This window comes from Citrobacter sp. MGH 55 (assembly GCF_016906145.1).
GTDB lineage: Bacteria > Pseudomonadota > Gammaproteobacteria > Enterobacterales > Enterobacteriaceae > Citrobacter_A > Citrobacter_A amalonaticus.
Genome location: NZ_CP070239.1, coordinates 4631526 through 4656133, shown reverse-complemented (window position 1 = coordinate 4656133; position 24608 = coordinate 4631526). Strand labels below are relative to the sequence as shown.

The 24608-nt window shown below is 55.3% G+C and carries 22 protein-coding genes; 6 read left to right on the top strand and 16 right to left on the bottom strand.

Features of this window, described 5'->3' with window-relative positions; translation table 11 throughout:
• Positions 1-2 precede the first annotated feature (2 nt).
• The 7 genes from tcuB to ybfF all read right to left on the bottom strand — a co-directional run bounded on the left by tcuB (position 3) and on the right by ybfF (position 6291).
• Positions 3-1142 carry a tricarballylate utilization 4Fe-4S protein TcuB gene (tcuB, locus tag JTI98_RS19410; protein ID WP_216081686.1) on the bottom strand — a complete coding sequence of 380 codons (1140 nt, stop codon included), beginning with the start codon at positions 1140-1142 and terminating at the stop codon, positions 3-5.
• Complete coding sequence (tcuA, locus tag JTI98_RS19405; protein ID WP_216081685.1) at positions 1129-2532, bottom strand: FAD-dependent tricarballylate dehydrogenase TcuA; 1404 nt, start codon at positions 2530-2532, stop codon at positions 1129-1131. The genes tcuB and tcuA overlap by 14 nt, the downstream gene beginning before the upstream one ends.
• A gap of 97 nt (positions 2533-2629) precedes the next feature.
• Positions 2630-3556, bottom strand: coding sequence for a tricarballylate utilization LysR family transcriptional regulator TcuR (gene tcuR / locus JTI98_RS19400; protein WP_044326664.1), 927 nt, complete (start codon positions 3554-3556; stop codon positions 2630-2632).
• 132 nt (positions 3557-3688) lie between these two features.
• Positions 3689-4135 carry a ferric iron uptake transcriptional regulator gene (fur, locus tag JTI98_RS19395; protein ID WP_216081684.1) on the bottom strand — a complete coding sequence of 149 codons (447 nt, stop codon included), beginning with the start codon at positions 4133-4135 and terminating at the stop codon, positions 3689-3691.
• Between the two features lie 280 nt (positions 4136-4415).
• Positions 4416-4946, bottom strand: a complete 531-nt coding sequence (gene fldA, locus JTI98_RS19390; protein ID WP_003022839.1) for a flavodoxin FldA — start codon at positions 4944-4946, stop codon at positions 4416-4418.
• A gap of 149 nt (positions 4947-5095) precedes the next feature.
• The gene (gene ybfE / locus JTI98_RS19385) at positions 5096-5389 is read right to left on the bottom strand and encodes a LexA regulated protein (protein WP_043001392.1); all 294 of its coding nucleotides are present in this window, start codon (positions 5387-5389) and stop codon (positions 5096-5098) included.
• Between the two features lie 128 nt (positions 5390-5517).
• The gene (ybfF, locus tag JTI98_RS19380; RefSeq protein ID WP_043001990.1) at positions 5518-6291 is read right to left on the bottom strand and encodes an esterase; all 774 of its coding nucleotides are present in this window, start codon (positions 6289-6291) and stop codon (positions 5518-5520) included.
• A 190-nt stretch (positions 6292-6481) separates the two neighbouring features.
• Here ybfF and seqA point away from each other — a divergent pair, with 190 nt between their 5' ends.
• Both seqA and pgm read left to right on the top strand, forming a co-directional pair.
• Positions 6482-7027: a replication initiation negative regulator SeqA gene (gene seqA / locus JTI98_RS19375; RefSeq protein ID WP_043001391.1), complete on the top strand. Its 546-nt coding sequence runs from the start codon at positions 6482-6484 to the stop codon at positions 7025-7027.
• Positions 7028-7050: 23 nt separating this feature from the next.
• The gene (gene pgm, locus JTI98_RS19370; RefSeq protein ID WP_044266360.1) at positions 7051-8691 is read left to right on the top strand and encodes a phosphoglucomutase (alpha-D-glucose-1,6-bisphosphate-dependent); all 1641 of its coding nucleotides are present in this window, start codon (positions 7051-7053) and stop codon (positions 8689-8691) included.
• A 56-nt stretch (positions 8692-8747) separates the two neighbouring features.
• Here pgm and potE read toward each other — a convergent pair whose 3' ends face one another.
• The 9 genes from potE to kdpF all read right to left on the bottom strand — a co-directional run bounded on the left by potE (position 8748) and on the right by kdpF (position 20674).
• Positions 8748-10067: a putrescine-ornithine antiporter gene (gene potE / locus JTI98_RS19365; protein ID WP_044256569.1), complete on the bottom strand. Its 1320-nt coding sequence runs from the start codon at positions 10065-10067 to the stop codon at positions 8748-8750.
• Entirely contained in the window at positions 10064-12262 is a 2199-nt protein-coding gene (speF, locus tag JTI98_RS19360; protein WP_046401512.1) for an ornithine decarboxylase SpeF, read from the bottom strand. Before speF ends, potE begins: the two co-directional genes overlap by 4 nt.
• Positions 12263-12519: 257 nt before the next feature.
• A complete protein-coding gene (gene speFL, locus JTI98_RS19355) occupies positions 12520-12624 on the bottom strand; it encodes a leader peptide SpeFL (RefSeq protein WP_114149115.1) in 105 nt (34 codons plus the stop codon).
• Between the two features lie 278 nt (positions 12625-12902).
• Positions 12903-13580 (bottom strand): two-component system response regulator KdpE, encoded by a 678-nt coding sequence (gene kdpE, locus JTI98_RS19350; RefSeq protein WP_043001388.1) that lies wholly within the window; start codon positions 13578-13580, stop codon positions 12903-12905.
• A complete protein-coding gene (gene kdpD, locus JTI98_RS19345; RefSeq protein ID WP_044327927.1) occupies positions 13577-16264 on the bottom strand; it encodes a two-component system sensor histidine kinase KdpD in 2688 nt (895 codons plus the stop codon). Before kdpD ends, kdpE begins: the two co-directional genes overlap by 4 nt.
• Entirely contained in the window at positions 16254-16829 is a 576-nt protein-coding gene (gene kdpC, locus JTI98_RS19340; protein ID WP_216081683.1) for a potassium-transporting ATPase subunit KdpC, read from the bottom strand. Before kdpC ends, kdpD begins: the two co-directional genes overlap by 11 nt.
• An 8-nt stretch (positions 16830-16837) precedes the next feature.
• Complete coding sequence (gene kdpB, locus JTI98_RS19335; RefSeq protein ID WP_044327929.1) at positions 16838-18886, bottom strand: potassium-transporting ATPase subunit KdpB; 2049 nt, start codon at positions 18884-18886, stop codon at positions 16838-16840.
• A gap of 19 nt (positions 18887-18905) precedes the next feature.
• On the bottom strand, positions 18906-20585 hold the full coding sequence (kdpA, locus tag JTI98_RS19330; protein WP_044327930.1) for a potassium-transporting ATPase subunit KdpA: 1680 nt from the start codon (positions 20583-20585) through the stop codon (positions 18906-18908).
• The gene (gene kdpF / locus JTI98_RS19325) at positions 20585-20674 is read right to left on the bottom strand and encodes a K(+)-transporting ATPase subunit F (protein ID WP_042285393.1); all 90 of its coding nucleotides are present in this window, start codon (positions 20672-20674) and stop codon (positions 20585-20587) included. The genes kdpA and kdpF overlap by 1 nt, the downstream gene beginning before the upstream one ends.
• A 308-nt stretch (positions 20675-20982) precedes the next feature.
• Here kdpF and JTI98_RS19320 point away from each other — a divergent pair, with 308 nt between their 5' ends.
• From JTI98_RS19320 to ybgI, 4 genes are all read left to right on the top strand, one after another.
• A complete protein-coding gene (locus JTI98_RS19320) occupies positions 20983-21189 on the top strand; it encodes a YbfA family protein (RefSeq protein WP_043001383.1) in 207 nt (68 codons plus the stop codon).
• Between the two features lie 94 nt (positions 21190-21283).
• Complete coding sequence (locus tag JTI98_RS19315) at positions 21284-22237, top strand: 2-thiouracil desulfurase family protein (RefSeq protein WP_044327594.1); 954 nt, start codon at positions 21284-21286, stop codon at positions 22235-22237.
• Between the two features lie 21 nt (positions 22238-22258).
• Positions 22259-23677, top strand: a complete 1419-nt coding sequence (phrB, locus tag JTI98_RS19310) for a deoxyribodipyrimidine photo-lyase (protein ID WP_216081682.1) — start codon at positions 22259-22261, stop codon at positions 23675-23677.
• A 175-nt stretch (positions 23678-23852) separates the two neighbouring features.
• Positions 23853-24596 carry a radiation resistance protein YbgI gene (gene ybgI / locus JTI98_RS19305; protein WP_043001380.1) on the top strand — a complete coding sequence of 248 codons (744 nt, stop codon included), beginning with the start codon at positions 23853-23855 and terminating at the stop codon, positions 24594-24596.
• Positions 24597-24608 lie beyond the last annotated feature (12 nt).

The window sequence follows — 24608 nt, the reverse complement described above, 5'->3', positions numbered from 1 at the left end:
GGTTAGTCGCCTGCGACCCCCGCCTGTTTTCCACGGCGCTTCTCAATCGCCCATTTGAGTAAAGACGCGCAGCGGTAAAATCCGTGGGCAAATTTTCCGTATGGAATGGTCAAAAAAAGCGCCATGACCACGCCAAGATGGATGGCAAGCAGGATCCCCATCCATGAGGTGTCTCTTCCCGCCAGCAAACCTATACCGGTCAGGCTGGTCAGGAGCAGCAGTAAAATAAAACCGCGATCCATCGGTTTCTGTCGCGCGTCGCCATGCAGTGGCGAGCGCTTAAGGTTTAACCACAGCAGGCCTGCCGGGCCGACAATTAAACCGATTCCTCCGAGCGTGCCAAGCATGACCGGCACGCTGAAGAACGGGTAGGGGGCTTCCCAGCCGGCGAAGTAGTGGTAACCCGTCGCCACCACGGTCGCGGCGAAACAGAGCATAAAGCCGTAGAAGGTGAAATGGTGGAAACGACGACGCATCAATGTGAAAGCATCGTCCGCCTCGTTGCAGCCTTTGCCATGTCCGCCGTCGAGGTATTTCAGCGTCAGCGCGTTGTGCGACGCTTCGGCAATTTCCGCCGGACGCGGCCCGACGGGAGAGATCTCGCGCCAGAAGCGGATCACCCCAGCCATCAGTAAACCGATCGCCAGCATGAAAACCGATCCAAACATCCATGCCAGCAGGTTGTGCGGGAAGATTTGGTAGAAATCACCGGCCAGCGGCGGATGGATTAGCGATCCCTTCAGCCCCATCGCGAGGAGTAAAAAGAGGATCAGACTAAAGACCAGAGCCAGCGTCACGGTGACGCCAGCCTGGCGATACAGCGCCCCGAAGGCCGCCGGTTGCGCGTAGTGTTGATACGTTTCCAGACGCACTTCCGCCATTGCTTTCGGCACGTTGATCGCAAACTCATGGGGCGGCGCATACTGGCAGGCGTGCAGGCAGGCGCCGCAGTTATGGCACAGGTTTGCCAGATAGTTAATGTCGGCTTTGCTAAATTCCAGTCGCTGAGTCATCGCCGGGAACACGGCGCAAAACCCTTCGCAATAGCGACAGGCATTACACACCTGCATCACCCGCTCGACTTCAGCTTCTGGCTCGGTGAGAATTTTGGCCTCGATGATCAGTTTTTCAAGCTGCTTCATGATGTGCCTCCTTACGTGCTGCCTGCGCGGCTTCTTTACCTGCGATGCGACCAAACGTGGTGCCGATGGACATGCCGACACCGGCGGTATAGCCCTTGCCCAGTACGTTGCCAGCCATCATCTCACCGGCAACGAACAGGTTACGGCTGGGGGCGCCTGCGAAGTGGACCGCAGCGTGTTCATTCACTTTCAGTCCCAGGTAGGTAAAGGTGATCCCCGGTCGCAGGGCATAACCGTAGTAGGGGGGCGTATCAATAGGCCGCGCCCAGTGCGTTTTCGGTGGCGTCATGCCCTGCGTCGCGCAGTTGTCCAGCTTCGTGTGATCAAACTGACCCGGCTGACAGGCCTGATTGTAGTGCTCCACGGTATGGGTAAAGCGTTCGGGATCCAACCCCAACTGGCGGGCCAGTTCACTCAGCGTATTGGCCTGTGCGCCGGGGAAAACCGGCGGCATAAAGTGACCGATCGCTTTGCTGTCGATAATGGAGTAGCCAATCTGCCCCGGCTGGTGGGCAACCAGACGCCCCCAGATGGCATAGCGTTTCGGCCAGAAATCTTCGCCTTCATCGTAAAAGCGCTCCGCGTCCCGGTTGACTACCACACCCAGTGAGACGCAATCCACGCGGGTACAAATGCCGCCGTCGTACAACGGAGCCCGGGCATCAATCGCCACACAGTGGGACTGAGACGGATCGCCGATAATGTCAGCACCGGCATCGATCATAAATTTGAGCAAGACGCCCTGATTAAAGCGGGTGCCGCGAATGAGGAAGTTATCGGCTGGCCATTCGCCACGAGCGTTCTCTCCCCAGGCGTCGCGCAGCCATTCGCGGTTGGATTCAAATCCACCGGCGGCGAGTACGCAGGCTTTCGCCTCAATGCGCTCGTGACCTGCCAGGGCTGCGATGAATTCGCCGTTGTGCAGTTCAAGTGCCTGTACCGGCGTGTTGTAGCGAATCTGTACCCCCAGTTTTTCTGCGCTGCGGTAATAAGCGTTCACGAGGGCTTTACCGCCGCCCATGAAGAAGGCATTGGTACGCGCCACGTGCAGCGCGCCAGAGAGCGGAGGCTGAAAATTAACGCCGTGCTGACGCATCCAGTCGCGACACTGGGAAGAGGTCCGGATCACCAGTCGCGCCAACGCTTCATTGGTATTGCCTTCGGTGACACGCCAGAGATCCTGCCAGAACTCCTCTTCGGGATAACTCTCGACCAGCACATCCTGTGGTGCATCGTGCATACAGCGTAAATTGCGCGTGTGTTGGGAATTCCCGCCGCGCCATTCCCGGGGCGCAGCCTCTAACAGCAGCACGGAAGCTCCTGCCTCACGGGCGGTTAAGGCGGCACATAACGCGGCATTACCACCGCCAATCACCAGTACATCAACCATCGTCTACTCCATTACCATTTAACTATTTGTTAAATTTGTAATTGAAATGTATACGTGCTGATTGTATGGGCGCTATGACGAATAGCTAAAGAGGGGTTTAGGGAGCGTAAAGTGTCGCGCCCGGCCAATGACCGGTTTCAACGAGTTCACGCATGACTTTTGTGAGTATTACGCGGGCTGCAAGACCGGCAGGGGTGAGTTCATCGTCCGACAGACTGACCAGAAAATTGGGGCGGCTGAGGACGGGATTATGGACGCCGATCACTCTCAGCGCTTCCCTCTCAAGATGCGAAATGGCTGCACCGGGTTGCAGCGTGGCGCCGAGTCCGCTGCCAACGGCGCGCATCAGTAACGTCAGGCCGTCAATTTCCGTGGCAATATCGACCTTCAGTCCGTGTTCCTGACAGATGGCTTCCAGTCTGCCACGCAGGCCGTGTCCCTGGCTTGGCATAATCAGGGGAATATTCGCCAGTTGAGCAGGCATTATGGTGTCATCCGGAATATCCGCCAGCAGCTCGTGTGTGCCAATCAGAAACAGGCGCTCCTCAAGAACCGGTCTGGCGCTCCAGCGCAGGATCTTCTCTTTTTGAAACACGACCGCCAGATCAATCTGGCGCGTGTTGATCATCCGTTCCAGATTACCCGACAGGCTTTCCACCACATGCAGGCGAACGTCGGCGTAATGTTCCCGCATGGCATGAATAAACGGTATTCCCAGGATGGAGGCGGTGCTGGGGGCCATGCCGACGCTGACGTGTCCCGAGAGACGCGCCTCGCGAGCGGCCAGGATCGCATCATCGGCGTGACGTAGCGCCAGTTGCGCTTGTGAATAAAAGGCCAGACCGGCGTTAGTGGGCGTGACGCCGCGCGAGGTTCGCTGCAACAGGCGGATCGCGAGTTCGTTTTCCAGCCGCGTCATCTGCTGGCTCAGGGCGGACACGCCGATGTCGAGATCGAGCGCCGCGCTGCCCATACTGCCGGTTTCTACAATACGGACAAAGTAACGTAGCTGGCGAAGTTCCATTTCGATTCTCCGGACGAAGCAGGGTAAGATATTTTACATTAAAGCAACATGCAGGCAGAAGAAAGCGCTGAGTAGGGAATGGCAGGCATAAAAAAAGCCAACCGGCAGGTTGGCTTTTCAGAATAATGCAGATTATTTCGCGTTATGCGCGTGTTCGTTTTCGCGGCAATCGCCTTCAGCGCAGTGGCCATAGAGGTAGAGGCTATGGTTCGTCAGACGAATGCCATGCTTCGACGCGATCTCACGCTGGCGCGCTTCAATAGACTCATCGCTAAATTCGATCACTTTGCCGCAATCAAGGCAAATCAGGTGATCGTGATGATGCTGCTGGGTCAGCTCGAAAACGGATTTGCCGCCTTCAAAATTGTGGCGGGTTACGATACCGGCGTCATCAAACTGGTTCAGCACGCGATACACGGTCGCCAGACCAATTTCTTCACCCATGTCGATCAGCCGTTTGTATAAATCTTCCGCACTGACGTGATGGTTATCCGGTCCCTGAAGAACTTCCAGAATCTTTAAACGTGGAAGCGTTACTTTCAGGCCAGCCTTCTTTAATGCGGTATTGTTGTCAGTCATGCGGAATCTGTCCTGTTGCTAAACGATTCACTTCATACAAGAAGTGACAGAAATTGCACTCGGGATAATGCGTTTCATTATAGGACTGCCGCGTCTAAATGAAAACTGCAAGCCTCTGGCAAATGTTAATAAATAGTCGGTATTGCCTTGAAATGAGAGCGCCACCTAAAAACTCCCGCACATTGTACAGGGATGGGCAAGAAAGTTACAAATTTGTAGCAATTATTTTGATTGGTTCTGTCTATTGATGCGGCGCAAACCTTGTCTGCGCCGCCGTACATCAGGCGTTGATGATCTCATCAAGGTGCAATTCTTCAGAGATCTGCTTCACCCATTTTTCCACGCGCTCGGCGGTCAGTTCCGGCTGACGGTCTTCGTCAATCGCCAGACCGACAAAATGGTCATCATCCGCCAGACCTTTGGAGGCTTCAAAATGATAGCCAGCGGTCGGCCAGTGACCCACGATGGTTGCACCGCGTGGCTCAATGATATCGCGGATTGTGCCTAACGCGTCGCAGAAGTATTCTGCATAATCTTCCTGATCGCCGCAGCCGAACAGTGCGACCAGTTTACCGTTAAAATCGATGTCTTCGAGAGTAGGGAAGAAGTCGTCCCAGTCGCACTGCGCTTCACCGTAGTACCAGGTTGGGATGCCAAGCAGCAGAATGTCATAACCTTCGAGATCTTCCTTGCTGCTTTTTGCAATGTCATGCACATCGGCAACGTCTTTACCAAGCTGTTTTTGAATCATTTTTGCGATATTTTCGGTATTCCCGGTGTCGCTGCCGAAAAAGATGCCAGTGATTGCCATGAGTAAAGTAACCTCTTGAAACTTATTGAAATGGTGGTGGCGAATTGCCCACAGATAAGGGCAATCATAGCAGAACAGTCAGGTATGCGGAAATAGCAAACGCATACGAGTGCACTCCATGCTACACGAAAGTGGGAGAGAGGATAATTTCAGGCGAGATCCTGGCCGCGTAGCGTTGCCAGTTGGGCCATCAATATCTCTTCGATCAGTTCACTGCGGCTCATCTCTCGGGATTCCGCCAGCTCATTCAACGCGTCAACAGCTTCTGCGTTGAGTTTGAGTTCGACACGCTTAAGACCGCGAACTTTGTCGCGTTTGAGTTGATTACGCTTATTAATGCGCAGCTGTTCATCGCGTGAAAGCGGATTGGTTTTCGGTCGTCCCGGGCGACGCTCGTGCGCGAACAGATCTAGTGTCGTACGGTCCGTTTGTTCTTTGGCCATGATATTGGTGACTTCGGGGAAACAATCAGCCAGGCCTCTGCCCGGATGGATAGCGCGCCATCATACATCAGCGAATGAGGCGCGCCAACGTTCACACGCGTAATCGCGCACGGACGCTGAGTTTTTAATCAGTTAGCTGTTTCATTAAGATAACGACGGATGGCGCGCAACACCGCCTCCGGTTTTTCGGCATGCACCCAGTGACCGGCCCCGGCAATCACATGCGCACGTGCTTGCGGAAACTGTGCCAGTAAATCGTCGCGATACGCCTCGGTGACGTATGGGGAGTTGCCGCCGGGGATAAACAGCGCCGGATGATTCCAGGCGGGAATTGTCTCCCAGCCGACGATATGCGGATATTGTTCCCACAGTACCGGCACGTTGAAGCGCCACTCGCCGTCAACATACGATTTCAGCAAAAATTGAATCACGCCTTCTTCATTAAGATGTTCGCGCATGACCGCTGCCGCCTGCTGGCGAGTTTTTGCCGCTGATGCCGTCACCGCGTTGATAGCCGCGAAAATTTCGTCGTGGCGGCGGACATGATAGTCCACCGGGGCGATATCGATAGCCACTAAGCGATCGATGCGTTCCGGTGCCAGCGCACTGAGCGCCATCACCGCTTTACCCCCCATCGAGTGGCCAATGAAGGTGGCTTTTTCGATGTGTTGCGCATCCAGCGTATCCAGCAGATCCTGCGCCATCGCCGGGTAGTTCATCACCGGGTCGCGAGGAGAGAGACCGTGGTTACGCATATCGACCTGGATGATGTCATGGTCGTTCACCAGATCACGAGCAAGCACGCCCAGATTGTCCAGACTGCCAAATAAACCGTGAACCAGTACGATGGGAGAATTATTGTGCAGGTTTTGTGCGGATTGCGCTCGGATATTCAATTTCATGGCAAAGTTCTTTTTTTCGCTCTGTCGGGTTAGGGTATTATGTTGACCATTCTGCCACTGGGCTGCAACCACTTCGGTTTTCTCCGAGTTTTTTGTTCAGCCGGGTTTGACGCTATTCGCTGTTGGGATTTGCTCCTATACTCCCAACGATTTGTATTTCAGATCAGATAAGACACCGCACTGGATTAAGATGAAAACGATTGAAGTTGATGATGAACTCTACAGCTATATTGCCAGCCACACGAAGCATATCGGCGAGAGCGCATCCGAGATTTTACGGCGTATGTTGAAGTTTTCCGCCGCATCACAGCCCGTCACGCCAGTGACAAAAGAGGTTCGCGCTGCGCAACCGGTTGTTGCTGAGGCGAAACCCGTCAATCTTGTCAAAGATAAAGTGCGCGCTATGCGTGAGCTGCTTCTGTCCGATGAATATGCGGAACAGAAGAAGGCCGTTAACCGCTTTATGCTGGTGCTGACTACACTCTATACACTGGATCAGCACGCGTTTGCTGAGGCAACCGAATCGTTGCATGGCCGTACGCGTGTCTACTTCGCGGCTGATGAACAGACGCTACTGAAAAACGGTAACCAAACCAAACCAAAACACGTGCCCGGCACGCCGTATTGGGTGATCACCAACACCAACACCGGCCGTAAATGCAGCATGATTGAGCACATCATGCAGTCAATGCAATTCCCGGCGGAATTGATTGAAAAGGTTTGCGGAACAATTTAATCCATGCAGAAAAGGACCAGGCAATGGCAATCCACGACCGTGCAGGTAAACCTGCGCAACAGAGTGATTTGATTAACGTCGCGCAACTGACGTCACAATACTATGTACTGAAGCCCGCAAAAGGAAATGCGGAACACGCGGTGAAGTTCGGCACCTCCGGACACCGTGGCAGTGCAGGCCGTCATAGCTTCAACGAACCCCACATTCTGGCGATTGCGCAGGCTATCGCGGAAGAACGTGCAAAAAATGGTATTACGGGTCCATGCTACGTGGGGAAAGATACCCATGCACTGTCTGAACCGGCGTTTATCTCCGTGCTGGAAGTGCTCGCCGCGAACGGTGTTGATGTGATTGTTCAGGAGAACAACGGTTTTACCCCAACACCCGCTGTGTCAAATGCCATTCTGGTTCACAACAAAAAAGGCGGTCCGCTGGCTGACGGTATTGTGATTACCCCGTCCCACAACCCGCCAGAAGATGGTGGCATTAAATACAACCCGCCTAATGGTGGCCCGGCAGATACCAACGTCACGAAAGTGGTGGAAGATCGGGCGAATGCGCTGCTGGCTGACGATCTGAAAGGCGTGAAGCGCATTTCTCTGGATGCGGCGCTGGCGTCCGGTCATGTCAAAGAGCAGGACCTGGTACAGCCGTTCGTTGAGGGGCTGGCTGATATCGTCGATATGGCGGCGATTCAGAAAGCCGGTCTGACGCTGGGTGTGGATCCGCTGGGCGGCTCCGGTATTGAATACTGGAAGCGCATCGCAGAGCATTACAAACTGAATCTGACCATCGTAAACGATCAGGTTGATCAGACTTTCCGCTTTATGCATCTCGATAAAGATGGCGCAATCCGTATGGACTGTTCGTCTGAATGTGCCATGGCCGGTTTGCTGGCGCTGCGCGATAAGTTCGACCTGGCGTTCGCTAACGATCCGGATTATGACCGTCACGGTATTGTCACTCCGGCGGGGCTGATGAATCCAAACCACTACCTGGCGGTAGCTATCAACTACCTGTTCCAGCATCGTCCGCAGTGGGGCAAAGACGTGGCTGTCGGTAAGACGCTGGTTTCGTCGGCAATGATTGACCGCGTGGTTAACGATCTGGGGCGTAAACTGGTTGAAGTTCCGGTGGGCTTTAAATGGTTTGTTGATGGTCTGTTTGACGGCAGCTTCGGCTTTGGCGGCGAAGAGAGCGCGGGGGCATCCTTCCTGCGTTTCGACGGTACGCCGTGGTCTACTGATAAAGACGGGATCATCATGTGTCTGCTGGCAGCAGAAATTACTGCCGTCACCGGGAAGAACCCGCAGGAGCACTACAACGAGCTTGCCGCCCGTTTTGGTGCGCCGAGCTACAACCGTCTGCAGGCTGGCGCAACATCGGCACAGAAAGCGGCGCTGTCTAAACTGTCTCCGGAGATGGTCAGCGCCAGTACGCTGGCCGGTGACCCGATCACAGCACGTCTGACGGCGGCTCCCGGTAACGGTGCGTCGATTGGCGGTCTGAAAGTCATGACCGACAACGGTTGGTTCGCGGCACGCCCTTCGGGTACGGAAGATGCGTACAAGATCTATTGCGAGAGCTTCCTTGGCGAAGAACATCGCAAGCAGATCGAGAAAGAAGCGGTCGAAATCGTCAGCGAAGTGCTGAAAAACGCCTGAGTTGTACCACTGAATTAAAAAAGGAGCCGAAAGGCTCCTTTTTTGTTTGGCTAGCCTTAACCGTGCTTATTCTTCAGTTCAAAGCGTGGTGATACCAGGCCGTACAGCGTCCAGCCGAGGAAGGTCACGATGGAACCATACAACATCGCTTCTTCACCTGACGAGTAGAGCGCATAGAAGCTGTACATCGCACCGATGAAGGCGACAAAGTTTGCCATCTTCGCCTTTGACGGCGGAACGTTCGCCACTCTCTGGATGATCACCAGTGCGGCCATCGACAGAATATACGGAATGATATTCGTCACCACGGCCAGGTTGACCAGCACGTTAAACTGGCTGTTCAGCGACGGGCTGATGGTCATCAGCGATAAGCCACTCTGGATGATAACAATCGTCAGCATCCCCTGAACCGGCGCATCGACTTTGGTCACGCGAGAAAAGATTTTCGGGAAATAGCCTTCATCGGCAGAGGATTTAAAGACCTGCGCAATGGTGAACTGCCAGCCCAGCAATGAACCACAGCAGGACATGATCATCAGCGCCATGATCACTTTACCCACTTCCGGTGTGAACATCTGCGCGAACGCCAGACCAAACGGTGCGGTGGAGTTAGCCAGATCCATGTTAGGCACAATCCCGGCAATCACGTTGGTAGAGACGATGTAGATCACCGCCGCGCCCAGCGTCCCGCCCAGTACGGCAATCGGTACGTTCTTCTCCGGGTTTTCCACCACTTCCGCGTTCGCACAGGCTGATTCCAGACCAAGGAACGCCCACAGCGTCATCGCGATAGATGAACCGACGGCGGTAAAGAACGGTACATGATGTGGGTTCCACGAGTTGGCATACAGCGTTGGGCTGAACCAGAACCAGCCGATGATGCACAGGCCGACCACCGGAATGATCACTCCCCAGACAGTGATACTGCTGATCTGCCCGGTAATGCGCGCACCGCCAAAGTTCGCGACCGTACAGATCCACAGTACACCGATGGTGGCGAGACCGATTTGCACCGGGGAGAGGGTGGCGCCGAAAAGTTCGGTACCGTAACCCACGGCGGAGATGGCAATGGCGACGTTGGCAATCAACAGCGATACCCCATAGGTGTAGTTCGCCATAAAGTTACCGGATTTACCAAACGCATATTCTGCGTAGCCCCCCATCCCGCCGGCTTTACGGCTGAACATTCCGCACTTGGCGAACGCCCAGGCCAGCGCCATGGACCCGACGGCTGTCACCAGCCAGGAAATAATTGAAATGGTGCCGACTTCAGCCAGTTTGGTCGGCAGCATGATGATCCCGGAGCCCATCATATTGACCATGGTCAGGATGGTGAGCTGCATCACGCCCATTTTATTGGATTTGGCTTTACTCATAATGCTTCTCCTTTCAACAGGTCGCTTTGTGCTTCACGCGGTTTAATCACGTAGCACCACACCTGTTTGCGACCATCGCACTCGTTGATGTACACACCCTGAAGTTCCGGCGCGAAACCGGGCAGCAGGTTGATCCCTTCTTCCAGTGCGCTGAAGTAACGCAGTACCGCACCGCCCCAGACTTCCCCAGGAACCACGCACAGCACACCCGGCGGGTAAGGGAGCGCGCCTTCAGCGGCAATACGGCCTTCGGCCTCAGGCAGCGGCACCAGATCCACCTCACCACGCAGATAGGCGTAGTTGGCATCTTGTGGGTTCATGCTGACGCGCGGGAAATGGGACTTACGGAACATCTCTTTTTGCAGTTGTTTCACGTTGTGACGCGCATACAGGTCGTGCATCTCCTGACACAACTGGCGCAGGGTGTAACCGGCATAACGCGCTTCGTGCTGTTTGTAGATAGACGGCAGAACGTCCGCCAGCGGTGCGTCAGATTCCAGCAGGCGCTCGAAACGCACCAGCAGGGCGACGAGTTGTTGCAGTTTCGCCATGTCTTCCGCCGGGGTCAGCAGGAACAGGATCGAGTTGAGGTCGCATTTTTCCGGGACCACGCCGTTTTCACGCAGGAAGTTGGCAAGAATAGTCGCCGGGACGCCGAAGGTGTCGTACTCGCCATTGCGTGCGTTGATACCCGGAGTGGTCAACAACAGTTTGCAGGGGTCAACAAAGTATTGATGCTCGGCGTAACCTTCAAACGCATGCCAGTGTTCGCCAGGGACGAAGTGGAAAAAGCGCAGATCGTTGGCGATTTCCGCAGTCGGATAAGACTGCCACGGTTTGCCATCAACCAGTTCCGGAACAAAGGGACGGATATGATGGCAGTTATCAAGGATCAGCTTACGGGCGTCGATACCGTTGGCGACACAGTCCATCCACATGTTGCGGCCACTGACGCCTTCGTGCATTTTGGCGTTAATATCCAGTGCGGCAAACAGCGGATAGAACGGGCTGGTGGAGGCGTGCATCATGAACGCGTTATTCATGCGCTTATGCGGCACATAGCGCGGTTGACCTTTGATATGGCTGTCTTTTTTGTGAATTTGCGAGGTCTGGGAGAAGCCCGCTTGCTGTTTGTGAACGGACTGCGTCACCAGAATGCCCGGATCGTTTTCGTTCAGTTCCAGCAGCAGCGGAGAACAATCCGCCATCATCGGGATAAACTGCTCATAGCCCACCCAGGCGGAGTCGAACAGAATGTAATCGCAAAGGTGACCAATTTTATCCACCACCTGACGGGCGTTATAAATCGTGCCGTCGTAGGTGCCCAACTGGATAACGGCAAGACGGAATGGACGTGCGTCACGAGCCCGTTGCGGTGCCACTTCGCTGACCAGTTCGCGCAGATAGCTCTCTTCAAAACAGTGGGCATCGATCCCGCCGATAAAGCCGTACGGGTTACGTGCGGTTTCCAGATAGACCGGCGTTGCGCCCGCCTGCAATAACGCGCCGTGGTGGTTTGACTTGTGGTTGTTACGGTCGAAGAGCACCAGATCGCCCGGAGTCAGCAGTGCGTTCAGCACCACTTTGTTAGACGAAGAGGTTCCGTTTAACACAAAGTAGGTTTTATCGGCATTAAAAACCTTCGCGGCATGTTGCTGGGCGATGCACGGTGCGCCTTCATGGATCAGCAAATCGCCCATTGCTACGTCAGCATTGCACAGGTCGGAGCGGAAAAGCGTTTCGCCGAAATATTCCACGAACTGGTTACCTGCCGGGTGACGGCGGAAAAACTCGCCGCCCTGATGTCCGGGGCAGTCGAAGGCGCTGTTTCCCTGGTTTACATAATCAACCAGCGCGCGGAAGAACGGTGGTCGTAATTGTGTTTCGTAATGACTGGCTGCCGTTTCTAACTGACGACCGTAGAAAGCGGTACGGGCTTCATTGCATTCGAATACGCCCGAAATGCGCGGCAGATGTTCTGCCGGAACGCGCTCTTCCTCTTCGGTTGCGATAAATACCGGAATACCGTATCCGGTCGCGTCAATTTCATCGAGCTTCCCACGTTCAATATCATTGACAGACAACACGACGGCAGCGACATCAATAAAATTACTTTCATCAACATTCACAATCGTGCGTTGTGTAGAAAAACAGTCAGGGCAAGAACGACTCACGGCAATTTTTAATTCAGACATTTTCATCTCTTTATTTTCAGATAATAGCAGGTCCTCAATTTCCCGAATGAGAAACTGATAACGCCGGAATAAAAGCAAAGTGTGTCCCCTGATAAATAAATCAGTAAATTGCTTTTTTTCAGGATGCAAAAAACCTTACCTGTCCGGTCACAGGCAAATCAAGGCTTAAGCAGAGTGAGCACTGAGGAATACAGGCGTGAGCCTGCGATACAGCGAGTCAGGAAGACCTGTATGCTGGAGTGCCCATAGTCGAAAGACTAACGGGCATTAAAGAAATGAAAGTCAAAACTATTACGGTGGGCAAACATCATAATATGTGTTGTCCGCCTGATATGTGGCATAGTACGGCTATTGTTTTCCATTTTGATTACCTTTTCTTTATCAGTAGAAGGTGAAGGTATTTTATCCAGGAAAACGGCCTGATCCGTGAAGGAGATCAATAAAAAACGATCATTCGCAAAATATTTAGTCGTTTTTTATGCATGGCTGGCGATAAGATATCGTTTTGTTTATTATTTGTTATAATTCTGTATTTCTTAATTTTGTGGAAAATCTTAAATACCCGAATTAATATAATTTCGGCTAAGTAAGAATAATAAAAATTAATTTTAAGATTTATTTAAAAATAATGAATAACCATTCATGGCATAAAACGATAGCCAATACCGGTTTCGGTAATAAAGTGGCGGGGGCGCGCGGGATCACGCTCCAGTTTCTGTCGCAGGTGACCCATATAAATACGCAAATAGTGGCTGTGCTCGACGGCGTTCGGTCCCCAGACCTGGTTCAACAACTGGCGCTGGGTCAGCACTTTCCCGGCGTTGTTGAGCAACACGGCCAGCAGGCGAAACTCAATCGGTGTTAAATGGATTTCTGTTTCTCCGCGATGAATCAGATGCGCGGCGAGATCGACGACCACATCGGAAAAGCGTACCACCGGCTCAGGAGAGGGTGTTGCAGAATGACGGCGCAGGGCGACGCGCAGACGTGCCTGTAACTCGCCAATGCCAAACGGTTTGCTCAGGTAGTCGTCGGCACCGGCGTCGAGCGCGGCAATTTTATCGCTCTCTTCGCTACGTGCAGAGAGCACGATCACCGGGACGGCGCTCCACTGTCGCAGGTCGCGAATGAAATCGATGCCGTCACCATCCGGCAGGCCGAGATCGAGAATAATGAGATCGGGCTTGCGCGTTGCCGCCTCCAGCAAACCACGCTGAAGCGTCTCGGCGTCGTACACGCGCAACCCATCGGCTTCCAGCGCGGTACGCAGAAAGCGGCGAATGGCCTGCTCATCTTCAACAATCAGAACGTTTGTCACATATCCTCATGAAAATCTTCAAGTTCTGGTGGAGCGTCTTGCCTCAGTGTAACACGGAAACAGGCACCGCCCTGAGGGCGATTATAGACGGCAATTGACCCACCATGCACTTCCACTATCGCCCGACAAATGGCCAGCCCCAGCCCGACGCCCGGCACCGCCGACTCTTTGTTCCCCCGTGAGAATTTATCGAACACGCGCTGCTCCTGTCCTTGTGGAATGCCTGGCCCATTATCCCAGACGTCGAGTTGCAGATGTTCGTCTTCAACGTGCGCGTCGATGCCGATCTCCGCCTGCGGTCCGGCATATTTAATGGCATTCTCCAGCAGATTAATCAGTACCCGTTCGAACAGGGGGCCATCGACGTGAATGAGGGTCAGCGGCGCGGGCAGGGAAAGGTTTACCGGATGAACCAGGCCTGGCTCCAGCATTTTCAGCGCGCTGCCCACTACTTCTTCCAGCGTCAGCCACTCTTTTTTGAGGTTGAAACCACCGGACTGAATCCGCGCCATATCCAACAGGTTATTCACCAGACGGGTGGTATTCAGTACATGCTGGCGAATTTCGCTGGCCTGTCTGGCATGAGGCGAGCCTTCGCTGGCGAGGTCGAGCGTGAGGATTTCCGCCTGACCAAACAGCACGGTCAGCGGGGTGCGCAGGTCGTGAGAAAGTGCCGCGAGCAGAGCGTTGCGCAGGCTTTCCCGTTCGCTGGCCAGCCGCGCCTGCTCTTCGCTGGCCGTTAAGGTCAGACGTTCCAGCGCATTCGCCACCAGCAAAGTGAAGGTTTCCAACAGTCGCTGCTGCTCGGGGATCATTAACTGACGCAGATTGCCGGGTTCGACAACCACCAGGCCGTGGGTTTTGTCGGCGCTACGTAACGGCAGGATCTGGTACGGCACGCCTGGCAGGGTATCGGTGCCAGCGCCTGCCGGTAACCCTTTGTCAAAACTCCAGCGAGCGATCGCATCATCCCAGGGGGTCATTCCCTGCTGGTGGGTGAGGGCGGCCAGTTTGCCCTCTTCATTCGGCAATAAAATCTGGCTGCGGGCATGAAAGGTGGAGGCAATAAATTGTTCGCTGGTACTGGCGATGTCTTGCGCACTGCGCCCCATCGCCAACGCTTTCGACATCTCATAAAGATGACGAGTTCGCTGTTCCCGGTAGCGCGCAACGCGAGCCTGATAGCGCACGCCCGCCGTCAGGTTACCCACGACCAGTCCAACCGTCAGCATGACGCCGAAGGTGAGGAGATACTGCACGTCCGAGACGGCGAGCGTGCCGCGCGGCGCAATGAAGAACAGATCAAAGCTGACCACGCTAATAAAGGTGGAAAACGCCGACGGCCAGCGACCATAGAAGAGGGCGATGACCACCACACCGAGCAGATAGAGCATCACCAGGTTTGCGGCATCAAAGGCGGCCAGCCACTGGCTGGCGATAAATGTTGTCAGAGCGCAGAGTGCAACGGCAACCAGACAGCCCTGAATTTGCACCCGCCACTTGTCTTTAAAGGCGCGGTTATCGGGCAGGGACGACAGCGTCCGCACCGGCGGCTCATCGAGGGCGACCACCATCAAATCCAGCTCAGGGGCGCGTTTCGCCAGCCGATCGGCAAACGACTCCCGGTGCCACCAGCGTCGCGTTGACGTTCGCCCCAGCACTATTTTTCCCAGATTATGCTCGCGAGCGTAGCGGACCACCGCTTTATCCTCGCTGGGATCGGATAGCGTGGCGGTCTCCGCGCCCAGCTCTTGCGCCAGTCGCAAGGCGTGCAGAATATTGCGCCGCTGCTTTTCCGGCAAGCGATGCAGCGCGGGGGTTTCGACGTAGACGGCGTGCCAGATGCTGCCCAGTCGCGACGCCAGTCGTGCGGCAGTACGCACCAGTTTTTCACTGCCGGTGTTGTGACCAATGCAGAGCAGTATGGCGTCGCGGGTATGCCAGACCTTCTCTTCACCCGGACGACCGCGCCATGCGCGCATCTGATCGTCCACCCGATCGGCGGTGCGGCGCAGCGCCAGTTCGCGTAGCGCGATTAAATTACCCTTACGGAAAAAGTGTTCAATAGCACGCTCGGCTTGTCCCGCAATATAGACTTTGCCCTCTTTCAGGCGCTGGCGCAGATCGTCAGGTGGTAAATCGACCAGCACCACCTCGTCGGCAGCGTCAAAAAACGGATCCGGTACGGTTTCGCGCACCTGAATCCCCGTCACGCCGCTGACCACATCGTTCAGGCTTTCGAGATGCTGCACGTTGACGGTGGTAAAGACATCAATACCGGCGTCGAGCAGTTCTTCAATGTCCTGCCAGCGCTTGGGATGGCGTGAACCCGGCGCATTACTGTGCGCCAGTTCATCCATTAAGATCAGCGCCGGACGGCGTGCGAGCGCGGCATCGAGATCGAATTCACTGATATGACGTCCGTGGCGCGCCTGGCGTTTCAACGGCAGAATGCTGAGACCATCCAGCAGGGCGGCGGTCTCTTTGCGTCCATGGGTCTCCACCACGCCAATCAGGATGTCGAGTCCCTGTGCGCGCAGGCGCTGGGCTTCAGCCAGCATCGACCAGGTTTTCCCGACGCCCGCACAGGCGCCGAAGAAGATTTTTAGTTTTCCCCGATGGGGGGCGACCGCCTGCTCAAGCAGGCGATCGGGATCGGGGCGTACTGGTTCACTATTCGCCATTCATGTTGTCCAGCGCTAAATTGAGTTCGACAATATTTACGACCGGTTGACCGATAAAGCTCACCAGTGGTTTCTGCGTGTATTCTGCAACCCGTTGCGTCACCTGTTCAATGGTCAGATGACGAGCCTGCGCCACGCGGGGGATTTGCCACGCCACCGCGGCGGGCGTCAGGTTGTTGTCCAGACCGCTCGCGGAGGCAGTAACCAGTTCCACCGGTACGTTACGACTGGCCTGCGGGTTGGCGGCGCGCAGGGTGGCGACCCGGTTTTGCAGTTGTTTATCCAGTTCCGGGTTACTGGCGGCGAGGTTACTGCCGCCGGATGCCATGGGATTATAGGGCATTTCAGCGGTGGCCGAAGGCCGTCCCTGGAAATAGCCTTCAGAGGTAAAGTTCTGCCCGATCAGCGCAGAACCCCGCACCCCATGCTCATCCCGAATCAGTGAACCGTTGGCCTGATACGGGAACCACCATTGCCCCAGCGCGGTGGTCAGCAGCGGGTACGCACCGCCCGTCAGCAGCAGCAGGAAAATCAGTGTTGAAAACAACGGACGTAAAGCACTCATCAGACACCTCACACCAGACCCAGCAGGGTCAGCAGCAAATCAATTACTTTGATGCCAATAAACGGCACCACCAGCCCCCCCAGACCGTAAATCCACAGGTTACGGCGCAGCATGGCGGAGGCGGAAAGCGGTTTGTAGCTCACGCCTTTCAGCGCCAACGGGATCAGAAAGACAATGATCAAGGCGTTAAAGATCACCGCACTCAGAATGGCCGAGTCCGGCGAATGCAGACGCATGATGTTCAGCGCATTCAGTTGCGGATAGGTCGCGGCGAACGCGGCCGGAATGATCGCAAAATACTTCGCCACGTCGTTGGCGATACTGAACGTGGTCAGTGAACCACGCGTCATCAGCATCTGTTTGCCGATGTGCACCACTTCGATAAGCTTGGTGGGGTTAGAGTCGAGATCGACCATGTTGCCCGCTTCTTTTGCCGCCTGCGTACCGGAGTTCATTGCTACCGCGACATCGGCCTGGGCCAGCGCCGGGGCGTCGTTGGTACCATCACCGGTCATCGCCACTAAGCGGCCTTCCGCCTGATACTGACGGATGAGCGCCAGCTTGGCTTCCGGTGTCGCTTCGGCAAGAAAGTCATCCACACCCGCCTCGGCGGCGATGGCGGCGGCGGTCAGGCGATTATCGCCAGTGATCATCACCGTTTTAATGCCCATTTTACGCAACTGGGCAAAACGCTCTTTTATCCCGCCTTTGACGATATCTTTCAGCGCGATCACGCCTAGCACCCGGGAACCTTCCACCACCACGAGCGGCGTGGCGCCCAGACGGGCGACGCTGTCCACTTTCTGCTCGACATCCGCCGGGAACTGGCCACCGCTGGCTTCTATGTGGCGACGGATGGCGTCGACGGAACCTTTACGAATCATCCGGTTGTCGATGTTAATACCGCTCATACGACTCTGGGCGGTAAAGGGGACGAAGGTGGCATGCAGCGACTGCACGTCACGTTCGCGCAGATTAAAGCGCTGCTTGGCGAGGATCACAATACTGCGACCTTCCGGCGTCTCATCGGCTAACGACGAAAGCTGTGCGGCGTCGGCCAGCGTTTTTTCGTCGACACCCTGCGCAGGCAGGAAGTCCGAGGCCTGACGGTTACCGAGAGTAATGGTGCCGGTTTTGTCCAGCAGCAATACGTCCACGTCGCCTGCGGCTTCCACCGCGCGTCCACTGGTGGCGATGACGTTCGCACCGAGCATACGGCTCATCCCGGCGACGCCAATCGCGGAGAGTAACCCGCCGATTGTCGTTGGGATCAGACAAACCAACAGGGCGACCAGCACCGTGACGCTGACCGCGTGACCGCCCCAGGCAGAAAACGGCCACAGCGTGGCGGTTGCCAGCAAAAAGACAATCGTCAGGGCTACCAGCAGAATGGTCAGGGCGATCTCGTTGGGCGTTTTACGACGCTGGGCGCCTTCGACCATGGCGATCATCCGGTCAAGGAAAGTTTCGCCGGGGTTCACGCTACACTCGATCACCAGCCAGTCGGAGAGAATGCGCGTCCCGCCAGTCACCGAGGCGAAATCGCCGCCGGATTCGCGGATGACCGGCGCAGACTCGCCGGTAATCGCACTTTCATCCACGGAGGCGCCGCCTTCAATGACTTCGCCGTCACAGGGAATGATATCACCTGCTTCCACCAGCACGATGTCGCCTTTGCGTAGCTCATCGGCCGGAACGTGATCCATTTTCGCGCCGTACTTCGGCTCGCGCAGTTTGCGGGCAAAGGCCGTCTTTTTCACTCCTTTGAGGCTGTTGGCCTGTGCTTTACTGCGCCCTTCGGCGAGCGCTTCCGCAAAGTTGGCAAACAGTACAGTGACCCACAGCCACAGACTGATCGCCCCGGTAAACAGCGCGCTGCCGGCCATCTGTCCTGTCGCCATCGCAACGGTAATCACGGTGGTCAGCAGGCTACCCATCCAGACAATGAACATCACCGGGTTGCGCCACTGGGTATGTGGGCTTAATTTTTTCACTGCGTCCATCAGCGCCTGAGCGACCAGAGACGGTTCGAACAGCGCCAGTTGTTTGCGACTCATAACATTTGCTCCGCATCGCTTAGCGTAAGGAAAGGTGTTCAGCGACTGGGCCAAGCGCCAGTGCAGGAATAAAGGTCAGGGCGCCGACTAACAGCACCGTGCCGATCAGTAAACCGACAAACAGCGCGCCGTGGGTCGCCAGGGTGCCGGGACTGGCCGGTTGGCTCTTTTTCGCCACCAGCGATCCGGCAATCGCCATCACCGGGATGATGACCCCGAAGCGACCGACGAACATGCAAAACGCCAGCAGGCAGTTCCAGAACGGGGTGTTTGCGCTCAGACCAGCAAAGGCGCTGCCGTTGTTGTTGGCGGCGGAAGAGACGGCGTACAGGACTTCGCTAAAGCCGTGTGGACCAGGGTTGAGCATGGCGCTGCGTCCCGCATCGGTCATCATGGCAAGCGCGGTGCCGAGTAAAACCAGCGCAGGGGTGACCAGAATCGCCAGTGCGGTCATTTTCATCTCGCGAACGTCGATCTTTTTGCCCAGGTATTCTGGCGTGCGGCCAATCATCAGTCCGGCGATAAACACCGCCAGCAGCACGAACAACAGCATGCCGTAAAGGCCCGAACCAACGCCGCCGAACACCACTTCGCCAATCTGCATCAGCCACATTGGCACCATGCCGCCCAGCGCGGTAAACGAGTCGTGCATGGCGATCACCGCCCCGCAGGAGGCCGCTGTCGTTACTACCGCAAACAGACTGCTCACCAGCACGCCAAAGCGGCTCTCTTTGCCTTCCATATTAAGAGTGGAATCTGCGCCAAATTGCAGCAGATGGGGGTTGCCCTGGACCTCCGCCCACATCACCACCGCCACGCAGACGGTGAAGATGAGCGACATGGCCCACAGCAACATCCGCCCCTGACGGCGATCGCCTGCCGCGTCGCCAAACGCGAAACAGAGCGCGGCTGGAATTAAAAAGATGGCCAGCATTTGCACCATGTTGGTCAGCGCGGTGGGGTTTTCGAACGGGTGTGCCGAGTTGGCGTTAAAGAAGCCGCCGCCGTTGGTCCCCAGCATCTTGATGGCTTCCTGCGAGGCCACCGGCCCCATCGGCAGCAGTTGCTGCACACCTTCCAGAGTAGTGAAAGTCTGATAGGGCAGCAGATTTTGCAGGCTGCCTTGCTGAATAAAGAACAGCGCAATCACCAGCGCGATGGGGCATAAAATCCACAAGGTAATACGCACCAGGTCGACCCACGCATTGCCCAGCGTATTCATGCTCTGGCGGGTAAAGGCGCGGATCAGCGCGAACACCACCGCAATGCCGGTCGCGGCGGACAGGAAGTTTTGTACCGTCAGCCCGGCCATCTGGCTGAAATAGCTTAAGGTGGTTTCCCCGCTGTAAGCCTGCCAGTTGGTATTGGTAACAAAACTCACCGCCGTATTAAGCGCCAGATGCCAGGGCAGACCGGGCAACTGCTGTGGATTCAGCGGCAGAAGGTGTTGCCACAACAACAGCAGGAACAGGAGCGTCAACCCCAGCACATTCAACGCGAGGATCGCCAGCAGGTACTGCTTCCAGTTCATCTCGTCTGTCGAAATGCCCAGACCGCGCCAGATCAGGCGTTCAACCCTCGCGGTACCAGGCAGCGAATGGTTGCCGATCAGCCGTGCCAGGCCCGCGCCTAACGGCCTGGCGAGCACGAACAGAATCAGCAGAAAACTGGCGATGAGTAAAAATCCTTGCGCAGCCATCAGAACGCCTCCGCATTGATTAATGCATATACCAGGTAACCTAATAATAAGAAAATCAGCACGATGCCGATTATCACGCCTGCACTCACAGCGCACCTCCCGTGGCATAAATGTGATAAACAAAGCGTAAATATCTGCCTGCAAAGATTTCGCAAAAATCGACGTCGGGGGTGTAAAAAAAGTATAAAAATGGCAAAGACCATTATTTAACTAATGATTAGTATTAATTTAACTTTTTTGTAACTTAATTACGCGATAAAGATAAATAAAGCGTAAATAGCTAAAAATAAGTGGTCGGATGAGTAGTAAAATTACACGCAAAGCGGTACTATTTTCAGCAGATAACCAATTTGACTTTACCGGTGATGATTACCGGCCAGATAAAGGGGAGAGAATCATGGAGTTGTACAAAGAATATCCAGCACATGTTGTATTGTTACGCCGTACTTTCGCCGTCGTGGCTGGGGTGCTGGCACTACCGGTCATGCTGTTCTGGAAAGACCGCGCCCGTTTTTATAGCTATCTACACCGCGTGTGGTCAAAAACCAGCGATAAACCCGTGTGGATGGATCAGGCTGAAAAAGCCACCTGCGATTTCTATTAAGCGCATCGCGTTCAGAAAAACCGCCAACAGCAATGTGGCGGTTTTTTTATGTCTCTGTGTCTACACTTATTTCAGAAATGGAAAAGGAGACATCATGAGCGAGAAAATCCCTGTTGGCATTAGCGCTTGTTTGTTAGGGGAGGCGGTTCGCTTTGATGGTGGACACAAACGCCTGCCCTTTGCAGTCGAAGAACTTTCACCGTGGGTGCACTTTGAACCCGTCTGTCCGGAAATGGCGATCGGCCTGCCGGTGCCGCGTCCTGCATTGCGCTTAGTCAAAATGGAAGAGGCAATTGCACTGCGTTTCAGTGACCGGCGCGAGGGCGATTTAACCCAGGCGATGACCGCGTTCAGTGAAGAACGTGTCAGTCGTTTCGAACACCTTTGTGGTTATATTGTCTGTGCGAAATCCCCAAGTTGCGGCATGGAACGCGTTCGTGTTTATGACGCCGATGGGAAAAACAATCGCAAAGCCGGTCGCGGTATCTTTACCTCAATCCTGATGGCGTCTTATCCGTGGCTCCCTGTTGAAGAGGACGGGCGATTGCACGATCCACAATTACGGGAAAATTTTGTCGCGCGGATTTATGCCCTGCATGAATTGCATGGATTGCGGCAACAAGGACTCACGCGTGGCGCGCTGATTGACTATCACAGCCGCTATAAACTGTTGCTGCTGGCCCATTCACAGCCGGAATACCGCGAGCTGGGGCGCTTTGTCGCTGCGCTTTACGAGTGGGAGAGCCTTGATGACTTTTTCATTGAATATCGTCTGCGTCTGATGAAATTGATGTCCCATCCTGCCACCCGGCGTAACCATACCAATGTCCTGATGCACGTTCAGGGCTATTTTCGCAAACAGCTCAATGCCCGTCAGCGGCAAGAGTTGGCTTCCCTTATTGACGGTTACCGACGCGCTACGCAGCCACTGCTTGCGCCTGTGACGCTGCTCAAACACTATATGGCGGAATATCCGGATGCGTATCTCTCCGGGCAACGCTATTTTGATCCCTGGCCGGAAGCCCTGCGGCTGCGCTACGGGAGTTGATTTTTTTCATTCGGGAGTGTTATGTCCACCCATCTGGTCTGGTTTCGTCGCGATCTCCGTCTGCATGACAATCTTGCCCTCGCCGCCGCCTGCCGCCACCGCGCCGCGCGCGTTGTGGCGTTATTTATCTCCACGCCTGAGCAGTGGAAGAATCACGTCATGTCACCGCGTCAGGCCGCCTTTATCCAGGCTCAGCTAAACGCTTTACAACAGGCGCTGGCGGAAAAAGGCATTCCGCTGCTGTTTGAGGAAGTCGATGACTTCGCGGGCAGTATCGAAACGGTGAAAGCGGTGTGCGAACAGCATGACGTCAGCCACCTGTTTTATAACTATCAGTATGAAGTGAACGAGCGTGAACGCGATGCGGCGGTAGAAAAGGCGCTGCCGCAAGTGGTTTGCGAAGGGTTTGATGACAGCGTGATCCTGCCGCCAGGTGCGGTGACGACGGGAAATCATGAGATGTATAAAGTCTTCACGCCGTTTAAAAACGCCTGGTTAAAACGGCTGAAGGAGGGGATGCCGGAGTGCGTATCCGCACCGGCCCGCCGGGAGAACGGTAGTGTTTCTTCTGCGCTGGTGCCGATTAACCTTCACTATCCGCAACAGGAATTCGACACAGCCCTTTTTCCCGCCGAAGAAAAAGCCGCAATTGCCCGGTTACGCCAGTTTTGCCAACAGGGGGCAGGAGAGTACGACGGATGTCGCGACTTCCCGGCCATTGAGGGCACCAGTCGTTTATCCGCCAGTCTTACTACCGGTGGCTTATCGCCGCGCCAGTGTCTGCATCGCCTGCTGGCGGAACAGCCGCAGGCGCTGGACGGCGGCGCGGGCAGTGTCTGGCTGAACGAACTTATCTGGCGTGAGTTTTATCGCCATCTGATGACGTACCATCCCAATCTGTGCAAACACCGCCCCTTTATTCTCTGGACCGATCGCGTGCGCTGGCGGGATCGAGCGGAAGATTTACAGGCCTGGGAGGAGGGGAGAACGGGTTATCCGATTGTTGATGCGGCGATGCGGCAACTGAACGTCACCGGCTGGATGCACAACCGTCTGCGGATGATTGCGGCCAGCTTCCTGGTCAAAGATCTGCTGATTGACTGGCGTAAAGGTGAACGCTATTTCATGTCGCAACTGATTGATGGCGATCTCGCTGCGAATAACGGCGGCTGGCAGTGGGCGGCCTCTACCGGAACCGACGCCGCGCCGTATTTCCGCATTTTTAACCCCACGACACAGGGCGAAAAGTTCGACAGAGACGGGGAGTTTATCCGCCGGTGGATCCCTGAGTTGCGCGATGTACCGGGCAAGGCGATTCACGAGCCGTGGAAATGGGCGATCAAAGAAAGCATCACGCTCGACTACCCGCAGCCGATTGTCGATCACAAACTGGCGCGCCAGCAGACGCTTGCCGCGTATGAGGCCGCGCGAAAGAACTAACGGTGGCTATGCGGCCTGACGCCATAACTATTCATAAAGAGGTGCGTAAATACGCCCCTTTTTTTATGGCTAAGAACGGGGTGATGGTTTCTTAATATGGCTAATAATTGTCTATCGACGAACCGCCACAGGGACGCTATGTTAACGGAGTGCATAAATAAACAAGGGATCGATGATGAAAAACACCGAACTGGAACAACTGATCAACGAGAAACTGAACAGCGCCGCCATCAGCGACTACGCGCCAAACGGTTTGCAGGTTGAAGGCAAAGAAACGGTGCAAAAAATCGTCACCGGTGTGACCGCCAGTCAGGCGTTACTGGATGAAGCGGTGCGTCTGCAGGCTGATGCGGTCATCGTTCATCATGGCTATTTCTGGAAAGGCGAATCTCCGGTGATTCGCGGGATGAAGCGCAATCGCCTGAAAACGCTGCTGGCGAATGACATTAACCTCTACGGCTGGCATCTCCCGCTGGATGCGCATCCCGAACTGGGCAACAACGCACAGTTGGCGGCCCTGTTGGGGATCACCGTGATGGGAGAAATTGAGCCGCTGGTTCCCTGGGGCGAACTGACGATGCCGGTCCCTGGGCTGGAACTGGCGTCGTGGATTGAAGCACGTCTTGGACGCAGGCCGTTATGGTGCGGTGATACCGGGCCGGATACCATCAAACGTGTCGCCTGGTGCACTGGCGGCGGGCAAAGCTTCATCGACAGCGCCGCGCAGGCTGGCGTTGACGCCTTTATCACCGGTGAAGTTTCCGAACAAACCATCCACTCAGCCCGTGAACAGGGACTGCATTTTTACGCCGCCGGGCATCACGCCACTGAACGCGGCGGGATCCGTGCGCTCAGCGAATGGCTGACGGAGAACACCGATTTGGATGTGACGTTTATTGATATTCCAAACCCGGCATAAATAAAAACAAGA

Bases quoted from the DNA above. Each gene is read 5' to 3' on its own strand.
- tcuB (WP_216081686.1), bottom strand. From the start codon at position 1,142: ATGAAGCAGCTTGAAAAACTGATCATCGAGGCCAAAATTCTCACCGAG.
- tcuA (WP_216081685.1), bottom strand. From the start codon at position 2,532: ATGGTTGATGTACTGGTGATTGGCGGTGGTAATGCCGCGTTATGTGCC.
- tcuR (WP_044326664.1), bottom strand. From the start codon at position 3,556: ATGGAACTTCGCCAGCTACGTTACTTTGTCCGTATTGTAGAAACCGGC.
- fur (WP_216081684.1), bottom strand. From the start codon at position 4,135: ATGACTGACAACAATACCGCATTAAAGAAGGCTGGCCTGAAAGTAACG.
- fldA (WP_003022839.1), bottom strand. From the start codon at position 4,946: ATGGCAATCACTGGCATCTTTTTCGGCAGCGACACCGGGAATACCGAA.
- ybfE (WP_043001392.1), bottom strand. From the start codon at position 5,389: ATGGCCAAAGAACAAACGGACCGTACGACACTAGATCTGTTCGCGCAC.
- ybfF (WP_043001990.1), bottom strand. From the start codon at position 6,291: ATGAAATTGAATATCCGAGCGCAATCCGCACAAAACCTGCACAATAAT.
- seqA (WP_043001391.1), top strand. From the start codon at position 6,482: ATGAAAACGATTGAAGTTGATGATGAACTCTACAGCTATATTGCCAGC.
- pgm (WP_044266360.1), top strand. From the start codon at position 7,051: ATGGCAATCCACGACCGTGCAGGTAAACCTGCGCAACAGAGTGATTTG.
- potE (WP_044256569.1), bottom strand. From the start codon at position 10,067: ATGAGTAAAGCCAAATCCAATAAAATGGGCGTGATGCAGCTCACCATC.
- speF (WP_046401512.1), bottom strand. From the start codon at position 12,262: ATGTCTGAATTAAAAATTGCCGTGAGTCGTTCTTGCCCTGACTGTTTT.
- speFL (WP_114149115.1), bottom strand. From the start codon at position 12,624: ATGGAAAACAATAGCCGTACTATGCCACATATCAGGCGGACAACACAT.
- kdpD (WP_044327927.1), bottom strand. From the start codon at position 16,264: ATGGCGAATAGTGAACCAGTACGCCCCGATCCCGATCGCCTGCTTGAG.
- kdpC (WP_216081683.1), bottom strand. From the start codon at position 16,829: ATGAGTGCTTTACGTCCGTTGTTTTCAACACTGATTTTCCTGCTGCTG.
- kdpB (WP_044327929.1), bottom strand. From the start codon at position 18,886: ATGAGTCGCAAACAACTGGCGCTGTTCGAACCGTCTCTGGTCGCTCAG.
- kdpA (WP_044327930.1), bottom strand. From the start codon at position 20,585: ATGGCTGCGCAAGGATTTTTACTCATCGCCAGTTTTCTGCTGATTCTG.
- JTI98_RS19320 (WP_043001383.1), top strand. From the start codon at position 20,983: ATGGAGTTGTACAAAGAATATCCAGCACATGTTGTATTGTTACGCCGT.
- JTI98_RS19315 (WP_044327594.1), top strand. From the start codon at position 21,284: ATGAGCGAGAAAATCCCTGTTGGCATTAGCGCTTGTTTGTTAGGGGAG.
- phrB (WP_216081682.1), top strand. From the start codon at position 22,259: ATGTCCACCCATCTGGTCTGGTTTCGTCGCGATCTCCGTCTGCATGAC.
- ybgI (WP_043001380.1), top strand. From the start codon at position 23,853: ATGAAAAACACCGAACTGGAACAACTGATCAACGAGAAACTGAACAGC.